The following is an 18,438-nucleotide window of genomic DNA, read 5'->3' as shown; positions in this document are numbered from 1 at the left end:
TTTCTGAAACAGTGATCGTGGATCACATGTTCGGGTAGTTCGGACCACCGCCGCCTTCCGGCGTTACCCAGGTGATGTTCTGGGCAGGATCCTTGATGTCACAGGTCTTGCAGTGAACACAGTTCTGGGCGTTGATCTGGAACTTCTTGCCGCTGCCGTCGTCTTTCTCGACCACTTCGTATACGCCGGCCGGGCAGTAACGTTGCGCTGGCTCGTCGTACTTTGGCAGGTTTTCTTTCAGCGGAATTTCCGGGTCGGTCAGCTTCAGGTGAACCGGCTGATCTTCCTCATGGTTGGTGTTGGAAATGAACACCGAGGACAGGCGGTCAAACGTCAGCTTGTTATCCGGCTTCGGATAGTCGATCTTCTTGCACTCAGACGCCGGCTTCAGGGTGGCGTAGTCCGGAGTCGTGTCGTGGAAGGTGATAGGCAGGCTGCCGCGCAGAATGTTCTGCTCGAAGAATGCGATGGCACCGCCGACGATATTGCCGAACTTGTGCATGGCCGGGCCGAAGTTACGCTCGGCGTAAAGTTCCTTGTACAGCCAGCTGTCTTCGAAACGCTTCTGGAAGCTGGTGATTTCCTCACCGGTTTTACCTTCCTTCAGGGCCTCGAATACGGCTTCAGCGCCCAACAGGCCGGATTTCATGGCGGTGTGGGAGCCTTTGATCTTGGAGCTGTTCAGGGTGCCGGCATCACAGCCCAGCAGCAGGCCGCCCGGGAAGCTCATCTTCGGCAGGGCGTTGTAGCCACCCTTGGCGATTGCACGGGCGCCGTAGGCAACACGCTTGCCACCTTCCAGATACTTCTTGATTTCCGGATGGTACTTGAGACGCTGGAACTCTTCGAACGGGCTCAGGTGCGGGTTGCTGTAGGAAAGATCGGTGATCAGACCAACATAAACCTGACCATTTTCCAGGTGATACAGGAAAGAGCCGCCGGTGGAGCCGGATTCGTTCAGCGGCCAGCCGGTGGTGTGAACAACCAGGCCTGGCTCGTGTTTGGCCGGGTCGATGTCCCACAGTTCTTTGATGCCGATGCCGTAGTGCTGCGGATCCTTGCCTTCGTCCAGCTTGAAGTCGTTGATCAGGCGCTTGCCCAGATGACCGCGACAGCCTTCAGTAAACAGGGTGTACTTGGCGCGCAGTTCCATACCCGGCATATAGCCGTCTTTCTCGGAACCGTCACGGGCAACGCCCATATCACCGGTGATAATGCCTTTTACCTGGCCATCTTCAACGATGGTTTCTGAAGCGGCAAAGCCCGGATACACTTCAACACCCAGCTGTTCGGCCTGCTCAGCCAGCCAGCGGCAAAGGTTGCCCAGGCTGATGATGTAGTTGCCGTGGTTGTGCATGTTCTTGGGCACAAAGGCATTGGGTACTTTGGTGGCCTTTTCCTGATTCTTCAGCAGGAAAATGTCATCCCGGGTAACCGGGGTATTCAGGGGGGCGCCTTTCTCTTTCCAGTCCGGGAAGAGTTCGTTCAGGGCCGTGGGCTCGAATACGGTGCCGGCGAGGATGTGCGCGCCGATCTCAGAACCTTTTTCAACCACACAAACGGTTAGTTCTTCGCCGGCTTCCTGCGCCAGTTGCATGACGCGGCAGGCTGCCGACAGGCCCGCAGGGCCGCCGCCGACGATCAGAACATCAAATTCCATCGATTCGCGTTCCACGTTGGTCTCCTCAAACAGCTTTTAATGGATATTGTTTGCCCGCAGGCCTCATCAGGGGCGCCATCATACCGGTAAAAATGCGTATAGACGACAGCCCAAAACCGCTCAAAACGGCTATTTGTCCCGAAAGGATAACGCATTTGAAGAATCAAACAAACGTTTGTTTGAAATCTGCACTAACCTTTGGCATTGTACGTATACACCGAAATATCGTGTGTTTTGAGTCGATTTTTAGTATCGTCTCATTGTCAGGTCGGGTCAACCCGGTCCTTTGACTGTGAAGACTCATTAAATCCATCGTAGAAGAACGAGGAATCTATGAAGGTTCTGGTCGCTGTAAAACGAGTTATCGACTACAACGTGAAGGTGCGCGTCAAGCCGGACAACACCGGCGTTGATCTCGCCAACGTCAAGATGGCAATGAACCCGTTCTGCGAAATCGCAGTTGAAGAAGCGGTTCGTCTGAAAGAGAAGGGCGTTGCCAGTGAAATCGTTGTTGTATCCATTGGCCCGAAGGCTTCTCAGGAACAGATCCGTACTGCCCTGGCTCTGGGTGCTGACCGCGGTATCCACATCGAGACTGACGAAGAAGTTCAGTCCCTCGAAGCGGCCAAGCTGCTGAAGGCTGTTGTTGAGAAAGAAGAGCCCAAGCTGGTTATTCTTGGCAAGCAGTCCATCGATTCCGACAACAACCAGACTGGCCAGATGCTGGCTGCTCTGACTGGCATGGGCCAGGGCACCTTCGCCTCTGAAGTGGTTGTTGACGGTGACAAGGTTAACGTAACCCGCGAAGTAGACGGCGGTCTGATGACAGTTGCTCTGAACCTGCCGGCGGTTGTTACCACAGACCTGCGTCTGAACGAGCCGCGCTATGCTTCTCTGCCGAACATCATGAAAGCCAAGAAGAAGCCGCTGGACTCCATGTCTCCGGCTGACCTGGGCGTTGACGTTGCCGCTCGCCTGTCCACCCTGAAAGTCGAAGCCCCGGCTGCACGCCAGGCTGGTATCAAGGTGGCTGACGTAGCTGAGCTGGTGGATAAACTGAAGAACGAAGCGAAGGTGATCTAAATGAGCATCCTGGTAATTGCTGAACACGACAACAGCAGCCTGAAACAGGCTACTCTGAACGTTGTAGCGGCTGCCAAGGCCATCGGTGGCGACATCGACGTGCTGGTTGCCGGTGAGAACGTAGGCGCCGTCGCTGAAGCCGCTGCCAAGGCAGAAGGCGTGAACAAGGTGCTGGTTGCCGACAACGCCGCTTACGGTCACTTCCTGGCAGAAAACCTGTCTGAGCTGGTTGCTGAAGTAGGCAAGGGCTACAGCCACATCCTGACCTCTGCCGGCACCACAGGTAAAGACTTTATGCCGCGTGTTGCTGCGCTGCTGGACGTTGCCCAGGTTTCTGACATTATCCGCGTTGAATCCGAAGACACCTTCGTGCGTCCGATCTACGCTGGTAACGCCATTGCGACCGTCAAGGCAAGCGACAGCATCAAGGTTGTGACGGTTCGTCCGACCGCGTTCGACCCGGTAGCCGCTGAAGGTGGTTCTGCCTCTGTTGAGCAGCTGGACGTAGTAAAAGACGCTGGCCTGTCTTCCTTCGTTGGTGAAGAGAAAGCCCAGTCTGATCGTCCGGACCTGGCTTCTGCCGGTATCGTTATCTCCGGTGGCCGCGGCATGCAGAACGGCGACAACTTCAAGATGCTGGAGCAGGTTGCTGATCTGCTGGGCGCTGCGGTTGGTGCTTCCCGTGCCGCTGTTGATGCCGGCTTCGTGCCGAACGACATGCAGGTTGGTCAGACCGGCAAGATCGTTGCTCCGCAGCTGTACGTTGCGGTTGGCATCTCCGGTGCCATCCAGCATCTGGCGGGCATGTCTGATTCCAAGGTGATCGTTGCGATCAACAAGGACGAAGAAGCCCCGATCTTCCAGGTGGCCGACTACGGCCTGGTTGCAGACCTGTTCGAAGCAGTTCCGCAGCTGGAAGAGGAACTGAAGAAAGTTCTGTAACTTTCTGAAGTTTCAGAAAAAGAAGGCGCCTCAGGGCGCCTTCTTTGTTTTTGAAACAATGCGTTTTTCCGCTTTGCCGATGATCAGTGTATCCGCGAGGATATGCAGTGCCCGGTTAGAGGTTCTCACCGCTTTGTAAACCTGCTCGCTCTTTTGATGGTGGGATTGTTTTATCCGGCGGGCGCTGTCCCGAAACTCATCGTCCCTGGAAAACAGGTCAATCAGGCCAAACGTGGTGTTGGCGATGGCTTTGTGGACTTTCTCGACTGCGGTCGCGCCGCCGGACACCGTTTCTTCCAGCAACCGGGCGCGGTTGCGAACCTCCATCAGGTCCATCCGGCTTTTCTGAATAGCGCTCAGAGCACCTATTCGATGGGCATTCAGGATTCTCAGGTCGCGCCGGTTACCATTGGACAGCCGGAATGCAGCAAACAACAGTATTGCGCTGCCGGCCAGACACATCAGGCTAACGATCAGTAACAGCATGGAAGGGCTCCTGTTGCTCTTGTCCTAGCGATACTCAATGTGCATATCTACCTCAATGTCCCGCTCGTCCAGTTCCCGCTCCAGCTCTTTCATCACTTCCTGATAGACCATTTTCCGGGTCATTACTGGCAGGCGGTCGGCCAGCACCCGTCCGGTGCGGGATTCGCGTTTGGCCAAGGCAATCGGATCCCGTACCCGTAACGTAAGCACCAGCTCAGGATCCTGATGTGTGTCGCTGATATCCTCGCTTTCCAGCATTTGCTTGATCATCTTTCGCTGCTCAAGCACTTGCCAAGCCAGCAGCGCGCTGAAAGCCAGAAGAAACAGGCTGATAATAATCAGAAAGACGCTCAAAGGGGCTCTCCTCCTTTAATGACTGGGCAGAGTGTGCCGCAGTCCACAGGACAAACGATTGGCCGGCCCGACGCCGGTTCACGAGTTCACGGGAAAGTAGCACCACAGAATAAACCTGTTACCATCCATTCATACATTCGTTTGAACAAGGACAGACCATGACAGACACCAAAGCTGCGAACTATGACCTTGTCGTGTTCGGTGCCACCAGTTTCGTCGGCCAGATTCTGGCTCGCTACCTTCTGGAAAACTATGGTGCAGACAAGGAGGTCAAATGGGCCATTGCCGGCCGCTCCGAAGGAAAGCTGAACCAGCTCAAGTCGGATCTGGGGGCAGGCGCCGCATCATTACCGGTCATTCTGGCGGATGCAGCAGACGAGCCTGCGCTACGCGATCTGTGCGGCCAGACGCGAGTGGTCATCTCAACCGTGGGCCCTTACGCTCTTTTCGGCGAGACTCTGGTAAAAGTCTGCGCCGAGACAGGTACGGACTACTGCGACCTCACTGGTGAAGTACAATGGATCCGTCGGATGATTGAGCGGTACGAGGTCAAGGCTAAAGAGAGCGGTGCGCGGATTGTGCATTGCTGCGGCTTTGACTCGATTCCTTCCGATATGGGCGTTTGGTTCCTGCAGCAGCAATCGGAAGCAACCTTTGGCAAACCCTGCCAGGATGTGCGCATGAGGGTGAAAGTCGCCAAGGGCGGCCTTTCTGGCGGCACGGTGGCTTCCATGATCAACGTGGCCAAGGAAGCCGCAGCCGACCCCAAGTTGCGCAAGGAACTGGCCAATCCGTTCTCCATCTGCCCGCCGGAGCATCGCTCCGAGAAACGCCAGCCCAGCCTGAAATCTGCTGAGTTCGACAAGAACTTCAACGCCTGGCTGGCCCCGTTTGTGATGGGGGCCATCAACACCCGTGTGGTGCACCGCTCCAATGCGTTGCAGGGTGCCCGCTACGGCAAAGAGTTCACCTACGACGAAGCCATCATGACGGGCAAGGGCACCAAAGGCCGCCTGACCGCTTACGGTATGGTGGGTGCGCTGGGTGCGTTCTTCACCGCGTCCGCCATCAAGCCAACACGTTGGGTGGTAGAAAAGCTGGTACCCAAGCCTGGGGAGGGCCCGAGCCCGGAAGATCAGGAGAAAGGTTTTTACGACCTGCGTTTCGTGGGCAAAACCACCGATGGCAAGACCATGATCACCAAGGTGACGGGCGATCGTGACCCGGGTTACGGCTCGACATCGAAAATGCTTGGTGAAGCCGGTCTGTGCCTGGCCTTTGACGTGAAAGATGACGTCAAAGGTGGCTTCTGGACACCGGCCTCGGCGCTCGATGGCAAATTGCTCGAGCGCCTGCAGGCCAATGCCGGTCTGACGTTTGAAGTGGTCGAAACCCGCTGATCAACCCAGGTGCAGAATACGGTCGGAGGCCAGCAGGGCTTCCGGCCCGTGCCCGAGACAAACCACGGTGCGCCCCTGTAGCCAACGGCTGATCTGGGGCGAAATCCGTGTTCGGGTTGCCTCGTCCACACCGGTGAAAGGCTCATCCAGAATCACCACGGGTGCCTGACTCAGTAAAACCCTGGCCAGCACCAGGCGCCGGGCCTCCCCGCCAGATAAACGGTTGCCGGCGCTGCCCAGCCAGGTACCCAATCCTTCAGCGTCCTGGGCGAACCGTTCCGCCAGTTCGACTATCTCCAGTACCCGCCACATATCACCGTCCCCGGCGTTGGGGTTTGCCAACTGAAGGTTCGCTTTCACGGTGTCTTCAAACACCACGGTCGCTTGCGTGAGGTAGGCGCAGGGCAGGGAATGACGTTCTCCCCGGCATGGCTCTGCCAGCCCGGCCAGGGTATCTGCCAGGGTGGATTTGCCACTGCCGGAGACGCCAACGACACCCACGGTGTCGCCCGGGCGAAGCGTCAGCGTGAAGTGGCTGAGTAAGGGCGAATAACCCGCGTAACCCACGGTGATATCGCAGGCCTGAAGAGAGAAGCCCTCCGGCAGTTCGCCAGCAGAACCAGCGGGTGATGCCGCGGCCCTTTCCAGACCGTGGTCGGAGTTCAGGCGGCGCGCAGCAGCACGAGTCGCTCCCAGTTTGCCAAAGGCATCCGGGAGCATGGCGTAGACTTCGGCCAGGCCCAGCAGGGCAATGGGCAGGAGAACCAGTACCGGGCCGCTCAGAGTGCCTTGCTCGAACAGGCGGAAGCCCAGCCACAAGGCTGCCACCGCCGCGACATTGATCAGCAGATGAGAGCCAGCCTGATGCCAGCCGGTTCGGCTGTCGATCCGGGCCTGATCCCTGGAAAGTTCTACGCTTCGACGCATCAGCCGGGCCGTGTGCTTACCCGTGCGGCCAGCGGCGGTAAGTTCCGCAAAGCCTTCAAGATGCTCAACCAGTTCGCCTCGCAGGCTCTCCTGCTGATCGCTCAACTGTCCGGAGGCAGCGTAAGTTCGTAGATACACCAGCCAGGTGGACAGGAGGAACGAAAGCGACAGAATCACCACCAGAATCAGCGCCACAACACCATCAAACAGTAACCACGCCATTGCGGCAAGCAGTAGGGTAACCACGGCTGCCAGGGCGGCGGGGGCAATCAGCCTGAGATAAAGTGTGTCCAGCGCATCGACATCGGCTGTGAGCCGGGAAAGCCACTGCGCGCCGGAACGGGAACTGCGCTCTGTTCGTGGCCGGGCCGCCAATCGGTCAAACAGGGCCACCCGAATATCGGTGAGTAGCTGCAGTACCGTGTTGTGGTTGTACACGCGCTCCAGATACCGGAACACCGTTCGGGACACCGCAAAAAACCGGATACCACCGCCCGGCACATAAAGATTGATGTAGGCCTGTATCCCTGCCGCCAGCAACAGGCCAACCAGCGCGGTTTCGGTCAGAAACCAGCCAGACAACGCTAGCAGACCGATACCGGAAAGCAGGGTGCCCAGTAGCAAGCCGGCACCAACCGTAAGGCGGCCTTTGCGACGAAAAATCAGTGCCAGCCAGGGCCTCAGTTCAGGCATCGCGCACCTCGCCGTCATTCACGACCAGTACACGGTCTGCCAGGGTCAGCAGCGCCTGATGATGTGTGGAAAACACCAGTGTTTTTCCGGATTCGCTGAGTTTATGCAGGGCCTCCAGAATGAACACCTCGCTGGTGGCATCCAGCCCGGCCGTCGGTTCATCCAGCAGAACCAGGGGATAGTCCGCCAGGAAGATACGGGCCAGGCTCAAACGACGGGCCTGACCACCGGAAAGCCCCAGACCATCCTCGGCAATGCGGCTGTGAATGCCGTCAGCGCGGCTGTCCACCAGCTCACCCAGGCCCACCTGTCGTAATGCATAGTCGATGGCAATATCCGTCGCATCCGGGGTGGTTAGCCGAAGGTTTTCGGCCCAGGTACCCTGAATCCAGAAGCCCCGCTGGCCAAGCCATCCAAACGGCTGATTGCCCGGAGCCTCGCCGAATACTGACACAGCCCCTGCCTCTGACTGAATAAAGCCAGCCAGCAGATGCAAAAGGGTCGATTTGCCTCCACCAGAGGGTCCGGTAAGGGCGATCACCTGACCGGCCTTGATGCGGATATCCAGGTTATCGAAGATGACCGGGCCCTCGCCGTAACGGAGCGTGACCCCGGAGATCTGAATGCCTTGATTGCTAATGCTGTTGTCTGGCCGGATCGGCTCTGCGTTGTCGACAGACTGTTCCAGCCGGGCCAGAATCTCGGCACCGGCCCCCAGGGCGGCTGCCCGGTCGTGATAGTGCTGGGATAGCGTGCGCAAGGGCTGAAAGAACTCCGGGGCCAGCAGCAGGATAAGTAATCCGCTGAACAGCGTGAGTTCGTCGCTTGGGCCAAATTCGATATAACCCAGCAATCCGAAGCCGATATAGATGGCCAATACCGCAATCGCCACAGAGGCAAAGAATTCCAGTACCGCTGACGACAAAAATGCCACTTTCAGCGTTTTCATGGTGATCTTGCGGTACTGGTCGGAACGGTTTTCCAGCGTGCGGCTGGCCGCCTCGGTTTGCCCGAACAGCTGAAGCGTCGTTAGCCCTCGTACCTTATCCAGAAACTGGCCGGACAACCGGCTGACCGTTTCGAAATGTTGCTGGTTCAGCTTTTCTGCGCCCATGCCCACCAGGGCCATGAACAGCGGAATGAGCGGAGCAGAGAGCACCAGGAAAATACCAGCCAGCCAGTCCAGCCAGAACACCAGAACAAGGATGGCCAGGGGAATCACCACGGAGAGGGTCATCTGCGGCAGAAAACGCGCGAAATAGCCGTGAAGCGCCTCCACGTGGTCCAACCACTCGCGAGCCAGGGACGCAGCGGACGTATCCGCCAGATTAACCGGACCGGTGGCTTTCCAGTGATGATGCAGTTGCCGGCGGGCATCGCGCCGCACCTGCTCGCTGCAGCGGGCTGCAAAGCGGGTTTGCAGCCCCTGGCCTGCGGCCCGAATCACCAGAACCGCAAGCAGGGCCAGAAATACGGGCGTGAGTTCGGAAACCGGCGTTTTTTCAATCACACCCCGGTGAATCAGCCAGGCCAGCAACACCATTTGTACGATGGTTGCCAGCCCGGCAAGAACACCGGCCAGAACGGTTGCGGTGATCCAGCGCTGGCTGTTGCGGGCCAGACCCGATAGCCAGGCGCGGACCTTTAACCGGGCCGGATCCGCCACTCAGTGGTACCCTTCGCCCGCACGCACCTTGCCGCGGAATACCCAGTAGGTCCAGGCGGTGTAGGCCAGAACAATGGGAATGACGAACAGCAGGCCGAGCAGCAGGAACAGCTGGGACTCATAAGCGGAAGCCGCATCCCACAGGGTGTAGTTGGGCGGAACCACATACGGCCACTTGCTCACCACAAGTCCGAGGTAGGTAGTGATGAACAGGCCCATGGTGGCGACGAATGGCATACCTTCAAACCGGTTGCGTACCGAACGCCAGATCTGGAAAGCACACAGCAGGGTCAGGGCCGGCAGAATCCAGATCACGCTCAGATTGGAGAACCAGCGCTCCCGCACCATGTCGTCAACAAAGGGCGTCCATACGCTGATAATGCCAAACACCACCAACACGGCAATCAGCAGTGGTGCACTTACCTGGTAGGCCCACTCTTGCAGGCGCCCTTCGGTTTTCATGATCAGCCAGGTAGAACCCAGCAGGGCATAACCGGCCAGCATCCCCAGGCCTGTCAGCACGGTGAACGGGGTCAGCCAGTCCAGCGCGCCGCCAACGTAGGCGCCATTCACGGTATTGAAACCCTGGATGTAAGCCCCGACCACAGCACCCTGAGCGAATGCGGCAATGGTAGAGCCACCGGCAAACGACCAGTTCCACAGGTACCTTGAGGTACGAGCCTTGAATCGGAATTCAAACGCCACACCCCGGAAGATGAGCCCTGCCAGCAGCAGGAACACACCAATGTAGAGTGCTGGCAGGAAGATGGAATACACCATCGGGAAGGCGGCCAACAGGCCGGCTCCGCCCAGCACCAGCCAGGTTTCGTTGCCGTCCCAGACCGGGGCCACCGAGTTCATCATGGTATCCCGGTCCTCTTCCGACGGAGCGAACGGAAACAGGATACCCACGCCCAGGTCGAAGCCGTCCATCAACACATACATGATGATGCCGAAGCCAATAATGAATGCCCAGATGAGGGCGAGATCAAACAGTTCCATGGTCAGTGCCCCCCTTCGTTAGCCGGTTTTGCCTGATGAACGCCGTGTGAGCCGGATTCAATCTCGAACGGCACATGGGCCGCAGAGAGCGGACGGGCAGGGCGATCAGAGGCATGTTCTTCATCGTCAGAATCTTCAAGACCAACGTAAAGCACCCGCATGAGGTAATACACGCCGGCACTGAACACCAGGGCATAGACAACGATATAGCCGATCAACGTGAACAGCGCCATGCCGCCGGTAAGCGAGGGCGTTACCGATTCGGCCTGGGTCATCATGCCGTACACCAGCCAGGGTGCCCGGCCTACCTCGGTCACAAACCAGCCGGTAAGCACGGCAAAGAAGGGCGCGATACTCATAAAGCGCATCCCCTGAAGATACCAGCGGGTCTTGTAAAGCTGGCCACCCGCGCGCAGAAACAGGCCTGCGAGCGCAAACAGAATCATCAGGACACCAATGCCGACCATGATCCGGAAGGACCAGAACACAATCGCCACCGGTGGTTGCTCTTCGACCGCCACTTCATTCAGACCCGGCACTTCGCCATCCCACTCGTGGGTAAGAATCAGGCTGGCCAGGCTGGGAATGCCAATCTCGAAATGGTTGGTCTGGTTTTCCTGGTCGGGAATGGCAAACAGCAACAGCGGCACATTGCGGGAGGTTTCCCAGTTGCCTTCCATAGCCGCGACTTTGGTGGGCTGATGTTCCAGAGTATTCAGGCCATGGAAGTCACCTACAACCGCCTGGGCCGGGGCAATGAACAGCAGCAACCAGAGGCACATGGAGAGTGCCTTGCGATTGGCTTCCACCTCACGCCCCCGCAACAGATACCAGGCACTGACACCCGCCACGACAAATCCACCGGTAAGGAAGGACGCCAGGGCCATGTGCATAAAGCGATACGGGAAGGACGGGTTGAAGATAGCCTCGCTCCAGGAGACCACATGGAACACTCCCTCACGGAATTCGACACCGGCCGGTGTCTGCATCCAACTGTTGGCTGCGAGAATCCAGAAGGACGAGATAAAGGTGCCGGTGGCGACCATGATGGCGGCGAACAGATGAACGCCGGCGGGTACCTTGTCGCGGCCAAACAGCAGCACCCCCAGGAACGCCGCCTCCAGGAAGAATGCGGTGATCACCTCATAACTCAGGATGGGGCCGAGGAAGTTGGCCGAGGCCTGAGAGAACGCGCTCCAGTTGGTACCGAACTGGAATGACATCACAATGCCCGAGACCACGCCCATGCCAAAGACCACAGCGAAGACCTTGGTCCAGAAGCTCGACAGTTTGGTCCACACCGGATTACGGGTTTTGAAGGCGAGGCCCTCAAGTACCGCGATGTAGGAGGCTAGCCCGATGGTAAACACCGGAAAAATGGCGTGAAATGACACCACAAACGCGAACTGGATTCGCGATAGGATGAGAGGATCTAGTTCCATAGGAACCTCCGGTAACTCGCACAAGTCATAACAAACGGGTCAGCGAACCCGTTCAGCCGCTGCCATAGTTTATTTTGTTATGTTGTTATTACCGGCAGATGATTACGATGCTACGCAAATCGTAGCAGATTTCGATAGGGCAGTTTGTCGCACCCCTTGATATAAAACAATTATGGTGAGCCAGATGAGCTTTTACGAGGAACGAATTCTCCCCCACATCATAGACAAGGCCTGTTCCATGGGCCAGGTGATGAAGCTGCGCAGCCAGGTGGTTCCGCAGGCCCGGGGCCGGGTACTGGAAGTGGGCATGGGCTCTGGCATCAATCTGGAGTTCTACAACCAGGACCAGGTTGAGCTGGTTTACGGCCTGGAACCCTCAGAAGGCATGCGCCGAAAAGCGCTACCCAACCTGCAACGTTCCCCCATAAAAGTAGAGTGGCTGGATCTGCCGGGGGAGAAAATACCCCTGGAGGACAACAGCGTGGACACCGTGCTGCTGACCTTCACCCTATGCACCATCCCTGACTGGCACGCCGCGCTGCAGCAAATGAAACGCGTACTCAGGCCGGGTGGCAATCTGTTGTTCCTGGAGCATGGCGAATCCCCCCACGATGGCACCCGCAAATGGCAACATCGAATCACACCTGGCTGGCGCAAGCTGGCCGGTGGCTGCCACCTGAACCGCCATATAGCGGACCTGATCAGGGAAGCGGGTTTCGAAATCCTGGAGCTGGAAAACCTCTACATCCCCAAAGCGCCCAAAATCGCGGGTTACATCTACAAGGGCAGGGCGATCAAGCCGGTGGCGGCATAGAAAGCGTATTGAAGAGCGGTTGGGAAACAGAATTGCGTTACGTCATCGGCCCTTATACAATTCCGCCCTTCAAGAATCTCCCCTCCGATGCCCGGATGGTGAAATTGGTAGACACAAGAGACTTAAAATCAGGGCAATGGGAGAGAGAAAAGCCTGAAAAAACAATTCGCTAGATCATTCGGAAATTTTGTATGTAGCGGATATGTAGCAGGTGAAATAAAAAGCCGGGATGGTGAAATTGGTAGACACACAGCACTTAAAATGCTGAGGCCGTAGGCCGTGCGGGTTCAAGTCCCGCTCCCGGCACCATCTTTTTTAACCGCTCGCATGGACTGCCAAGCGGTAGCGCCACCTGCCGGAAATGGTGGGACAGTCGGGAGAGACCGGCACCGATAAGGGCGGCCATCCACCGGATCAGGTCTATAGCCCGTCGCCAGCTTCAGGCCATATCACACCATCTGATAAAACCTTCAGACAGCCACTCAGCATCATGGCCGGTATGGTCGCAAAGGTGCCGGAGCATCCACGTATTCTGTGTCAGCGCGTCAAAGGCTTCCTCTAGCTCGTCTGCGCTTGCTGAGCGCCCCATCTTGCCCAGCCAGAAACAACGGGCATCCTCCATCAGTAGCGCCAGTGCAGCACACCACAGGCGGTATTCCGCCTGGGCTGCTTCGCTGCCTTCGTTCTGCATGTCTGGCGCTGCCACTGGGTTCACTCTGTCGCGGCGTCAAATTGTGCCTGGGCTTCAATCGCTCGCTGTCGGGCGGCAATGGCTGAATCTACGTCCTCAATCTTGAGGGCGCTTTCCGCGATTCGGGACGCTTGTTCAATCGCATTCCGAGCGGCTGCCAGATCCGCGTTGAACGTCTCCCGCTTTTCGGCAATGTCCGGGCAATGCTTGCTTTCCATCACACCCCGAAACTTTCCGAGCGTTTCGCGATCCACGCCTGTCACGAAGTCCGGGGCTTCCAGAATGGCGGCAAGGCTACGGCCATCACCGCTCTCGGCAATCTTCGCCAGCCATTGGGTGCGCTCCTGTTGCGTAGCACGTCCGAAGGCGCGCGCAATGTCGCTTGCGTAACGATCCGGCTGCATACCTAGCCGCTCGCTGGCTTCCTGATTCAAAGCGGCATAACCGCCTGCCTCGCTGGCTGCAATCTCGGCCTTTGTGCGTTGGATCGAATCAAGGTAACGCTGGCTCGCTTTTGCCAGCCGGTGGGGGCGTTCGGGTGAACCATCGTTAGCACTTGCAAGGGAGCCCAGCGCCTCGGCGGCTTGTGTCAGCTTGGTCAGGTGGGTACGGGCAAAGGAACTTTCAGACAGCCGGTTTTTAAGCGCTGACAATCCTGCAATCTGGCTTTCTAGGGTTCGTTGGTCAGTCATTGGGTATTACCTCTGTTTCGGATTAGTGGCCGACTACAAGAATCGGCGCTTCAACGGTTGGCTTTTTCGTTAGCCAGGCTGCCCCGGCTATGGCGTTGGCTCTGTCGTCATGGCCTTGCGGCCCGTGGTCTATCGTGTCCTTGCCATTGCGGCCCGTGCGGCGCTCCAATAGCGTGAACTGGGTTAGTGTTTTCTCGTCTGGCGGTAGCTCTACGGCTCCGGTTTGGAGCATTGGCGTTAGCTCTGTGTAAAGCTCTGAGCGGTTCAGTTCGCTGTTATTCATCGTGATACCGTGCTTGCGGTATTCCTGCCGGGGCCATTCAGCGGCGTAGCGGTCGCCAGTGCATCGGGTGATTCGGTACTGCTTCATAATTTCCGCGTACCGTCCTGTAATAACCGCCGGGTCGCCTCTATCTGACCAAATGCCATCTATCACACTGCGTTCACCTTCCCGGTGACTGATTGCCAGCGTGTATTCATCAGCGCCCCCGCCTGCAACGTCCACGAAAGCCGCGTAACGGATGCCGGATTGTGGCGGAAGGGTTAAAGGCTCTGAGCGGGTGTTACTGTCCACCAGTTCGCGGGTAAGGAAGGCGCTAATATCGTTGCGGAACTGAGCCAGGTATTCAGCGGCGGCGGCTGCGGGATCTCGCTCTAGTGCCTGATCCACAATGCGGCGGGGTAATGTCGGGTTCATGGTCAGGGTGGGAGCCTGAGCCACCAGAATAGCGCCCTCCTGTCCGTAGTACCGGCGGTATGCGTCCCACAATGCACCACGGCGGCTGTAGGGGCTGGAAAGGGCAATCAATGGGCCATCCAATGAGGCAAGGCCGGGGCGTACTGCGTTCAGGATCTCAAAGTCAGGGTTTGCGCTGTCCTCACTCCGCCAGAATGCCACCTCATCAGCCAGAACGACGCTGAATGTATAGCCACGGGTTGCCCGGAATGAAGCCGTACCCACTTCAATAACTGAGCGGTTCGCAAGCTCCAGGGTTTCCGCTGATTCCTTTACGATCAGCCGTTGCAACATCGGGTTAGTGTTCATCAGGCCGGTGATATAGCGGAACACGGCGCGGGCCTGTTTGCGGTCTGCGGCAAGGCATAGCACGGTTGCCACTTCGCCAGGGCTTAGCCGGTCTGTGTAGTCCATGAAACAGGCATGGAACACGGCCAGCAGTGCGGCGGCCTGAGACTTACCGCCACGTCTGCCAATGGCCAGCCATAGTTCATCGTGTGCGGCCTCTGGGGCGTTCTCACGGCCTGTTAGTTCCTGCCAGTGGGGTAGCTCGTCATCAGCCAACGGAAGGCCATAGAAGCCAGCCAGCAGGGCGCGCCATGCCTTGAAACTATCGCCCCCGAACTGTTCACCGAACAAGGCCGGATCTGTCATCAGGGTGCGTATGGTAACGCTCATTTATCACCCCTCGCTTTCAGGAAGGTGGCAAGGTCTGGAACGTCCTTAGCCTGTCTGTCTAGGCCCAGCTTTGTGAGTATGCCCTGAAGGCTGTTAGCGGCTTGTGTCCACTTGCCTACATCAAAATCAGTTCCACGGGCTAGGTTCTGTTCCTGTTGTGCCAGCCAGTATTCAAGCCACAAGGCGCGCTCTACCAGACTCCGCTGGGCATAGCTCAAACGGTCAGCGCCCCCCAGATCATCAGTAAAAGCGCGGTAACGCTCCCGCATAACCTGGGCTACTCCGGTGCGGCCATCTAGGCCATCCAAGTAGCCGGGCGTGTATTTTTCGGGGATCTGCTTTGCGGCCATAATATGCGGCTAATTCCACGGTTTGTGATACCTATTAGCTACATATTTTACGCGGTCTGAACTATAACCGTTAGATAACAGTACTTTGAAGTAACCACACTAGAGATAGAATATCATCAGGGAACAGAAAATCAGGCAGTTATAGCAGGGTAGGCGGGCTGTTTTGGCGGTTTTCTGCGGCTGGCTCTCAATACCATCTAGCCATGCTTCGGTGTAACCATCGTAACCGCGTGTAACCATATCCGGAAAAATTACGGTTACGCTTCTAGCCATACTCTCCCAAGGGTTTCAGCATTTTGTAACCGTGTAACCGTAAAAAAGGCCATATACCGTTTATTCGATATACAGCCCTTTCTTTTACTTCCTCCTATAAATTTTTCAAAAGTAAGAAAATCACGGTTACATGGTTACACTTTGCCCTAATCCCTTGCGCCCCAAGGGCTGCGGCTGTAACCAAAGACTCGCTAAATTACGGTTACAGCCGGTTACAATGGTTACGCTTTTAGCTTTACCGCCTTTGTCGTCCGCCCTTTAACCCGGTGTGTGGTTGATCCCTTTCCGTCCTCACTCATCAGCCGTAACAGTTCGTCCTTTTTCTTCCTGAACGCTGCAATCTGCGAGTTGTCGAAATGCTCTATCAGGTAATCATCCACCACCTTAGCGGGGCTTTTGACGTAAACGCTTCCAGCGTCCTGAATAATGCGCTCATCATGGAAACGGTCGTTCAAGTGTTCCGCTATGTCTCTGGCCAGTTGCGGCAATGAATCGCTGAACCGTTCATATACCGTGTCCAGCCCATAGCGGGTGATAAAACCGTTTAGCCATTCTTCTGCCAGGGTTTCGGCGCTATCCCTGCCTAGTCGCTGCATCGTCTCGATTTCATGGTTCAGGTAGCTGGCTGTATAGGCCAGAACAGCCCGGAAATAGCGAGGGTTTCCGACTTCCTGAAATAGCGGGCGCTTGGTAATGTCTCCCATTTCCTGAAAAATGCTCATGCGGTTGGCGAATTGATCCTCTACGCCATTTTCAGTAACGAGACTCCCGACACTCTCCGCACTGGTAAACACTTTCGCGAATACCTCCACGGTGCATGAAAGCTGATTTTTGGGACTTAGGGTGATTTCTGATTGAAGCTGCTTCAGTTCCGACTTTACCGCCTTGAACTCATCAATCAGCAGAACCATTGCCCGTTTAAAATCCTCTGCGGATCTGCCCACGGGCTTACCCTCTAGCATGGCTTCCACTTCCTTCATGGACGTTTCGACACACGCGCCCATCTGCTTCAGGATTCCGGTTAGAAAGCCTTTCCCCCAGTCGGAGTCCGCCAGAATCCACAAATAAGCCTTTTTCCGGTCGAGGGCAAAGCGCGCCATTGTTATGAACTTCAGGAACTCATCAAAGCGGCTGAAATGCTCCTTATAGTCCGCAATGATCCGGGCGTAATCCTCTGGCTTGTCGAATTGAGGGAAGGGCTTATGGGTTAGCACAATGCGCGCCCTGTCCTCTAGCAGTTCCAAGCGGCTGAACGTCCCGAACATATCCACGCGCCATTCAATGCTTTCACGTTGGTTGTGATACTTCAGGTAATCCATAACGGCGTTTTTCGCTACGGCCATGCAGCCGTTTACGAACTTCTGCCGTGCGTTTTCCTCTGCCTCTGGTTTGTCGCATCCAAAGGAAAGCCGTTTAGCCAATGTCTCGACTGCGGCCCGGTCTATGATTGCGCCAAAGGTTTTAGCCAGGAACTTGAACGCGTCAGGCTCTCGAAACTGAACGAGGCTTTCAGCATGGTTGACCAAAAACACTTTGCTTTTGCTCCCGCTCCAGAATGCCCCGTTTATCATGCGGGTGATATTTTCGGCGTTTGGCTTTACGCTTTCGGCTTCCTCTGGTTCCTCGTCTGCGTCCACACCTAGCATGGCTAGGAGTTGTCCGTGTACCTGATAGGCTAGTTCCTGGGCCTCGTCAGTGATAGCCGTTCCGAACTGCTCCACGGCCTGTTCACGGGACTTTTCGGCCATGAAGGCGCGGCGGTTGTGCAGTTCGATAGATACCCCCGGCTTTACTTCGATTTCTCGGCAAAGATCCACTAGGGCGTTTTCTGCGTTCCAGTCGATACCGTGAAAGCTGCAAAGCAAATCAATCACGCCATGCCAATAGCCATCGTTGAACGGGTCGTTATGGTGGTGGATGAAAAAGCGGTCTGTATCAGGATCGTATATCCCGCCGGGGTTGCCGTCTCGCGTTCTGTCGGGTGCATAGAAACGCTTTTCAGACACGAATACAGCCCCTTTACCCTCTAACAGTTCACGGGTGTTGTAGTGGCTGCGGACAAAGTCAGAAGGCACCACGCCATCGGGTGCAATGTCTGCCGGGTCTTTGTGTTTGCGTTCCGGCTTCACCTTTGCCTTTTTGGCTTCATCCTCCGCTGCCTGTCGTTCTGCTTCCTCCGCCAGTTCATCAGCCCAGCGGTCGGGGTTCATTGTGCCTTTCCAGTTATTCGCCTCTATGTGGCTTTCGTAAAACTCGCCCCGGTTTGGCAGATAGCAAAGCTGCCCCGGCCTTTCGGTCACGCGGTCGGGCTTCACTTTGGCTTTCTTTAACTTGTCATTCAGGATCTTCTGAAGGGCTTTCCATACGCCACCAGATACCGCCTCTGACAGCGGCACAATCAACCGGGCCTTTTGGTGCTGCTCGGTTGCGCTCCGGCTTGTGTAAGCCATGAAATTGCCGGGAATTGCGTTCCGGGCGGCCTCCACCATATCGGCAAAGGTCTGGCTGTTTGGCTCGTCTACGTCTGCCCATAAGGCCCAGAACTCGCC

Annotated in this window: 16 protein-coding genes and 1 tRNA gene; 5 read left to right on the top strand and 12 right to left on the bottom strand. The window is 56.7% G+C overall.

Going from position 1 to position 18,438, the window contains the following annotated elements; genetic code table 11:
• Positions 1 to 22 precede the first annotated feature (22 nt).
• A complete protein-coding gene (locus tag ACSSVV_RS00365) occupies positions 23 to 1,675 on the bottom strand; it encodes an electron transfer flavoprotein-ubiquinone oxidoreductase (RefSeq protein WP_023010284.1) in 1,653 nt (550 codons plus the stop codon).
• Positions 1,676 to 1,993: 318 nt separating this feature from the next.
• Between ACSSVV_RS00365 and ACSSVV_RS00360 the strand changes: the two genes are divergently transcribed.
• Together ACSSVV_RS00360 and ACSSVV_RS00355 are read left to right on the top strand one after the other, a co-directional pair.
• A complete protein-coding gene (locus ACSSVV_RS00360) occupies positions 1,994 to 2,743 on the top strand; it encodes an electron transfer flavoprotein subunit beta/FixA family protein (protein ID WP_011784958.1) in 750 nt (249 codons plus the stop codon).
• The gene (locus ACSSVV_RS00355; protein ID WP_014421441.1) at positions 2,744 to 3,685 is read left to right on the top strand and encodes an electron transfer flavoprotein subunit alpha/FixB family protein; all 942 of its coding nucleotides are present in this window, start codon (positions 2,744 to 2,746) and stop codon (positions 3,683 to 3,685) included.
• A 30-nt stretch (positions 3,686 to 3,715) separates the two neighbouring features.
• Here the strand turns inward: ACSSVV_RS00355 and ACSSVV_RS00350 are convergent, their stop codons facing one another.
• Together ACSSVV_RS00350 and ACSSVV_RS00345 are read right to left on the bottom strand one after the other, a co-directional pair.
• Positions 3,716 to 4,171, bottom strand: coding sequence for a hypothetical protein (locus ACSSVV_RS00350; RefSeq protein WP_011784956.1), 456 nt, complete (start codon positions 4,169 to 4,171; stop codon positions 3,716 to 3,718).
• Positions 4,172 to 4,195: 24 nt separating this feature from the next.
• Positions 4,196 to 4,525 carry a hypothetical protein gene (locus tag ACSSVV_RS00345; RefSeq protein WP_228223593.1) on the bottom strand — a complete coding sequence of 110 codons (330 nt, stop codon included), beginning with the start codon at positions 4,523 to 4,525 and terminating at the stop codon, positions 4,196 to 4,198.
• 158 nt (positions 4,526 to 4,683) lie between these two features.
• On the opposite strand from ACSSVV_RS00345, the gene ACSSVV_RS00340 reads away from it, so the two are divergent.
• Positions 4,684 to 5,925: a saccharopine dehydrogenase family protein gene (locus ACSSVV_RS00340; protein ID WP_454105364.1), complete on the top strand. Its 1,242-nt coding sequence runs from the start codon at positions 4,684 to 4,686 to the stop codon at positions 5,923 to 5,925.
• On the opposite strand, the gene cydC is transcribed toward ACSSVV_RS00340, so the two are convergent.
• From cydC to ACSSVV_RS00320, 4 genes are read right to left on the bottom strand one after another with little or no spacing between them, the layout of a single operon-like run.
• Positions 5,926 to 7,545 carry a thiol reductant ABC exporter subunit CydC gene (gene cydC / locus ACSSVV_RS00335; RefSeq protein WP_454105363.1) on the bottom strand — a complete coding sequence of 540 codons (1,620 nt, stop codon included), beginning with the start codon at positions 7,543 to 7,545 and terminating at the stop codon, positions 5,926 to 5,928. It abuts the gene before it with no gap.
• Positions 7,538 to 9,211, bottom strand: coding sequence for a thiol reductant ABC exporter subunit CydD (cydD, locus tag ACSSVV_RS00330; RefSeq protein WP_022991237.1), 1,674 nt, complete (start codon positions 9,209 to 9,211; stop codon positions 7,538 to 7,540). Before cydD ends, cydC begins: the two co-directional genes overlap by 8 nt.
• Positions 9,212 to 10,213, bottom strand: a complete 1,002-nt coding sequence (gene cydB, locus ACSSVV_RS00325; RefSeq protein WP_022991238.1) for a cytochrome d ubiquinol oxidase subunit II — start codon at positions 10,211 to 10,213, stop codon at positions 9,212 to 9,214.
• Positions 10,214 to 10,215: 2 nt separating this feature from the next.
• Positions 10,216 to 11,655: a cytochrome ubiquinol oxidase subunit I gene (locus ACSSVV_RS00320; protein WP_014421448.1), complete on the bottom strand. Its 1,440-nt coding sequence runs from the start codon at positions 11,653 to 11,655 to the stop codon at positions 10,216 to 10,218.
• 184 nt (positions 11,656 to 11,839) lie between these two features.
• On the opposite strand from ACSSVV_RS00320, the gene ACSSVV_RS00315 reads away from it, so the two are divergent.
• Both ACSSVV_RS00315 and ACSSVV_RS00310 read left to right on the top strand, forming a co-directional pair.
• Positions 11,840 to 12,469: a class I SAM-dependent methyltransferase gene (locus ACSSVV_RS00315; RefSeq protein WP_014421449.1), complete on the top strand. Its 630-nt coding sequence runs from the start codon at positions 11,840 to 11,842 to the stop codon at positions 12,467 to 12,469.
• Positions 12,470 to 12,692: 223 nt separating this feature from the next.
• Positions 12,693 to 12,778: transfer RNA gene (locus ACSSVV_RS00310), tRNA-Leu, on the top strand.
• 130 nt (positions 12,779 to 12,908) lie between these two features.
• Here the strand turns inward: ACSSVV_RS00310 and ACSSVV_RS00305 are convergent.
• The 5 genes from ACSSVV_RS00305 to ACSSVV_RS00285 form a co-directional block, all read right to left on the bottom strand.
• Positions 12,909 to 13,175: a hypothetical protein gene (locus ACSSVV_RS00305; RefSeq protein ID WP_454105362.1), complete on the bottom strand. Its 267-nt coding sequence runs from the start codon at positions 13,173 to 13,175 to the stop codon at positions 12,909 to 12,911.
• Positions 13,176 to 13,180: 5 nt separating this feature from the next.
• On the bottom strand, positions 13,181 to 13,852 hold the full coding sequence (locus tag ACSSVV_RS00300; RefSeq protein ID WP_454105361.1) for a hypothetical protein: 672 nt from the start codon (positions 13,850 to 13,852) through the stop codon (positions 13,181 to 13,183).
• A gap of 22 nt (positions 13,853 to 13,874) precedes the next feature.
• Positions 13,875 to 15,266: a hypothetical protein gene (locus tag ACSSVV_RS00295; RefSeq protein ID WP_454105360.1), complete on the bottom strand. Its 1,392-nt coding sequence runs from the start codon at positions 15,264 to 15,266 to the stop codon at positions 13,875 to 13,877.
• The gene (locus ACSSVV_RS00290) at positions 15,263 to 15,616 is read right to left on the bottom strand and encodes a hypothetical protein (RefSeq protein WP_454105359.1); all 354 of its coding nucleotides are present in this window, start codon (positions 15,614 to 15,616) and stop codon (positions 15,263 to 15,265) included. Before ACSSVV_RS00290 ends, ACSSVV_RS00295 begins: the two co-directional genes overlap by 4 nt.
• 494 nt (positions 15,617 to 16,110) lie before the next feature.
• Positions 16,111 to 18,291: a hypothetical protein gene (locus tag ACSSVV_RS00285; RefSeq protein ID WP_454105358.1), complete on the bottom strand. Its 2,181-nt coding sequence runs from the start codon at positions 18,289 to 18,291 to the stop codon at positions 16,111 to 16,113.
• Between the last annotated feature and the right edge of the window lie 147 nt (positions 18,292 to 18,438).

The organism is Marinobacter sp. MBR-105 (assembly GCF_053628895.1).
This window is presented reverse-complemented; position numbering and strand designations above follow the sequence as displayed.

Coding starts and splice junctions, on each gene's coding strand:
- ACSSVV_RS00340 (WP_454105364.1), top strand. CDS start 4,684: ATGACAGACACCAAAGCTGCGAACTATGACCTTGTCGTGTTCGGTGCC.
- ACSSVV_RS00355 (WP_014421441.1), top strand. CDS start 2,744: ATGAGCATCCTGGTAATTGCTGAACACGACAACAGCAGCCTGAAACAG.
- cydC (WP_454105363.1), bottom strand. CDS start 7,545: ATGCCTGAACTGAGGCCCTGGCTGGCACTGATTTTTCGTCGCAAAGGC.
- ACSSVV_RS00315 (WP_014421449.1), top strand. CDS start 11,840: ATGAGCTTTTACGAGGAACGAATTCTCCCCCACATCATAGACAAGGCC.
- cydB (WP_022991238.1), bottom strand. CDS start 10,213: ATGGAACTGTTTGATCTCGCCCTCATCTGGGCATTCATTATTGGCTTC.
- ACSSVV_RS00360 (WP_011784958.1), top strand. CDS start 1,994: ATGAAGGTTCTGGTCGCTGTAAAACGAGTTATCGACTACAACGTGAAG.
- ACSSVV_RS00350 (WP_011784956.1), bottom strand. CDS start 4,171: ATGCTGTTACTGATCGTTAGCCTGATGTGTCTGGCCGGCAGCGCAATA.
- ACSSVV_RS00300 (WP_454105361.1), bottom strand. CDS start 13,852: ATGACTGACCAACGAACCCTAGAAAGCCAGATTGCAGGATTGTCAGCG.
- ACSSVV_RS00295 (WP_454105360.1), bottom strand. CDS start 15,266: ATGAGCGTTACCATACGCACCCTGATGACAGATCCGGCCTTGTTCGGT.
- ACSSVV_RS00290 (WP_454105359.1), bottom strand. CDS start 15,616: ATGGCCGCAAAGCAGATCCCCGAAAAATACACGCCCGGCTACTTGGAT.
- ACSSVV_RS00320 (WP_014421448.1), bottom strand. CDS start 11,655: ATGGAACTAGATCCTCTCATCCTATCGCGAATCCAGTTCGCGTTTGTG.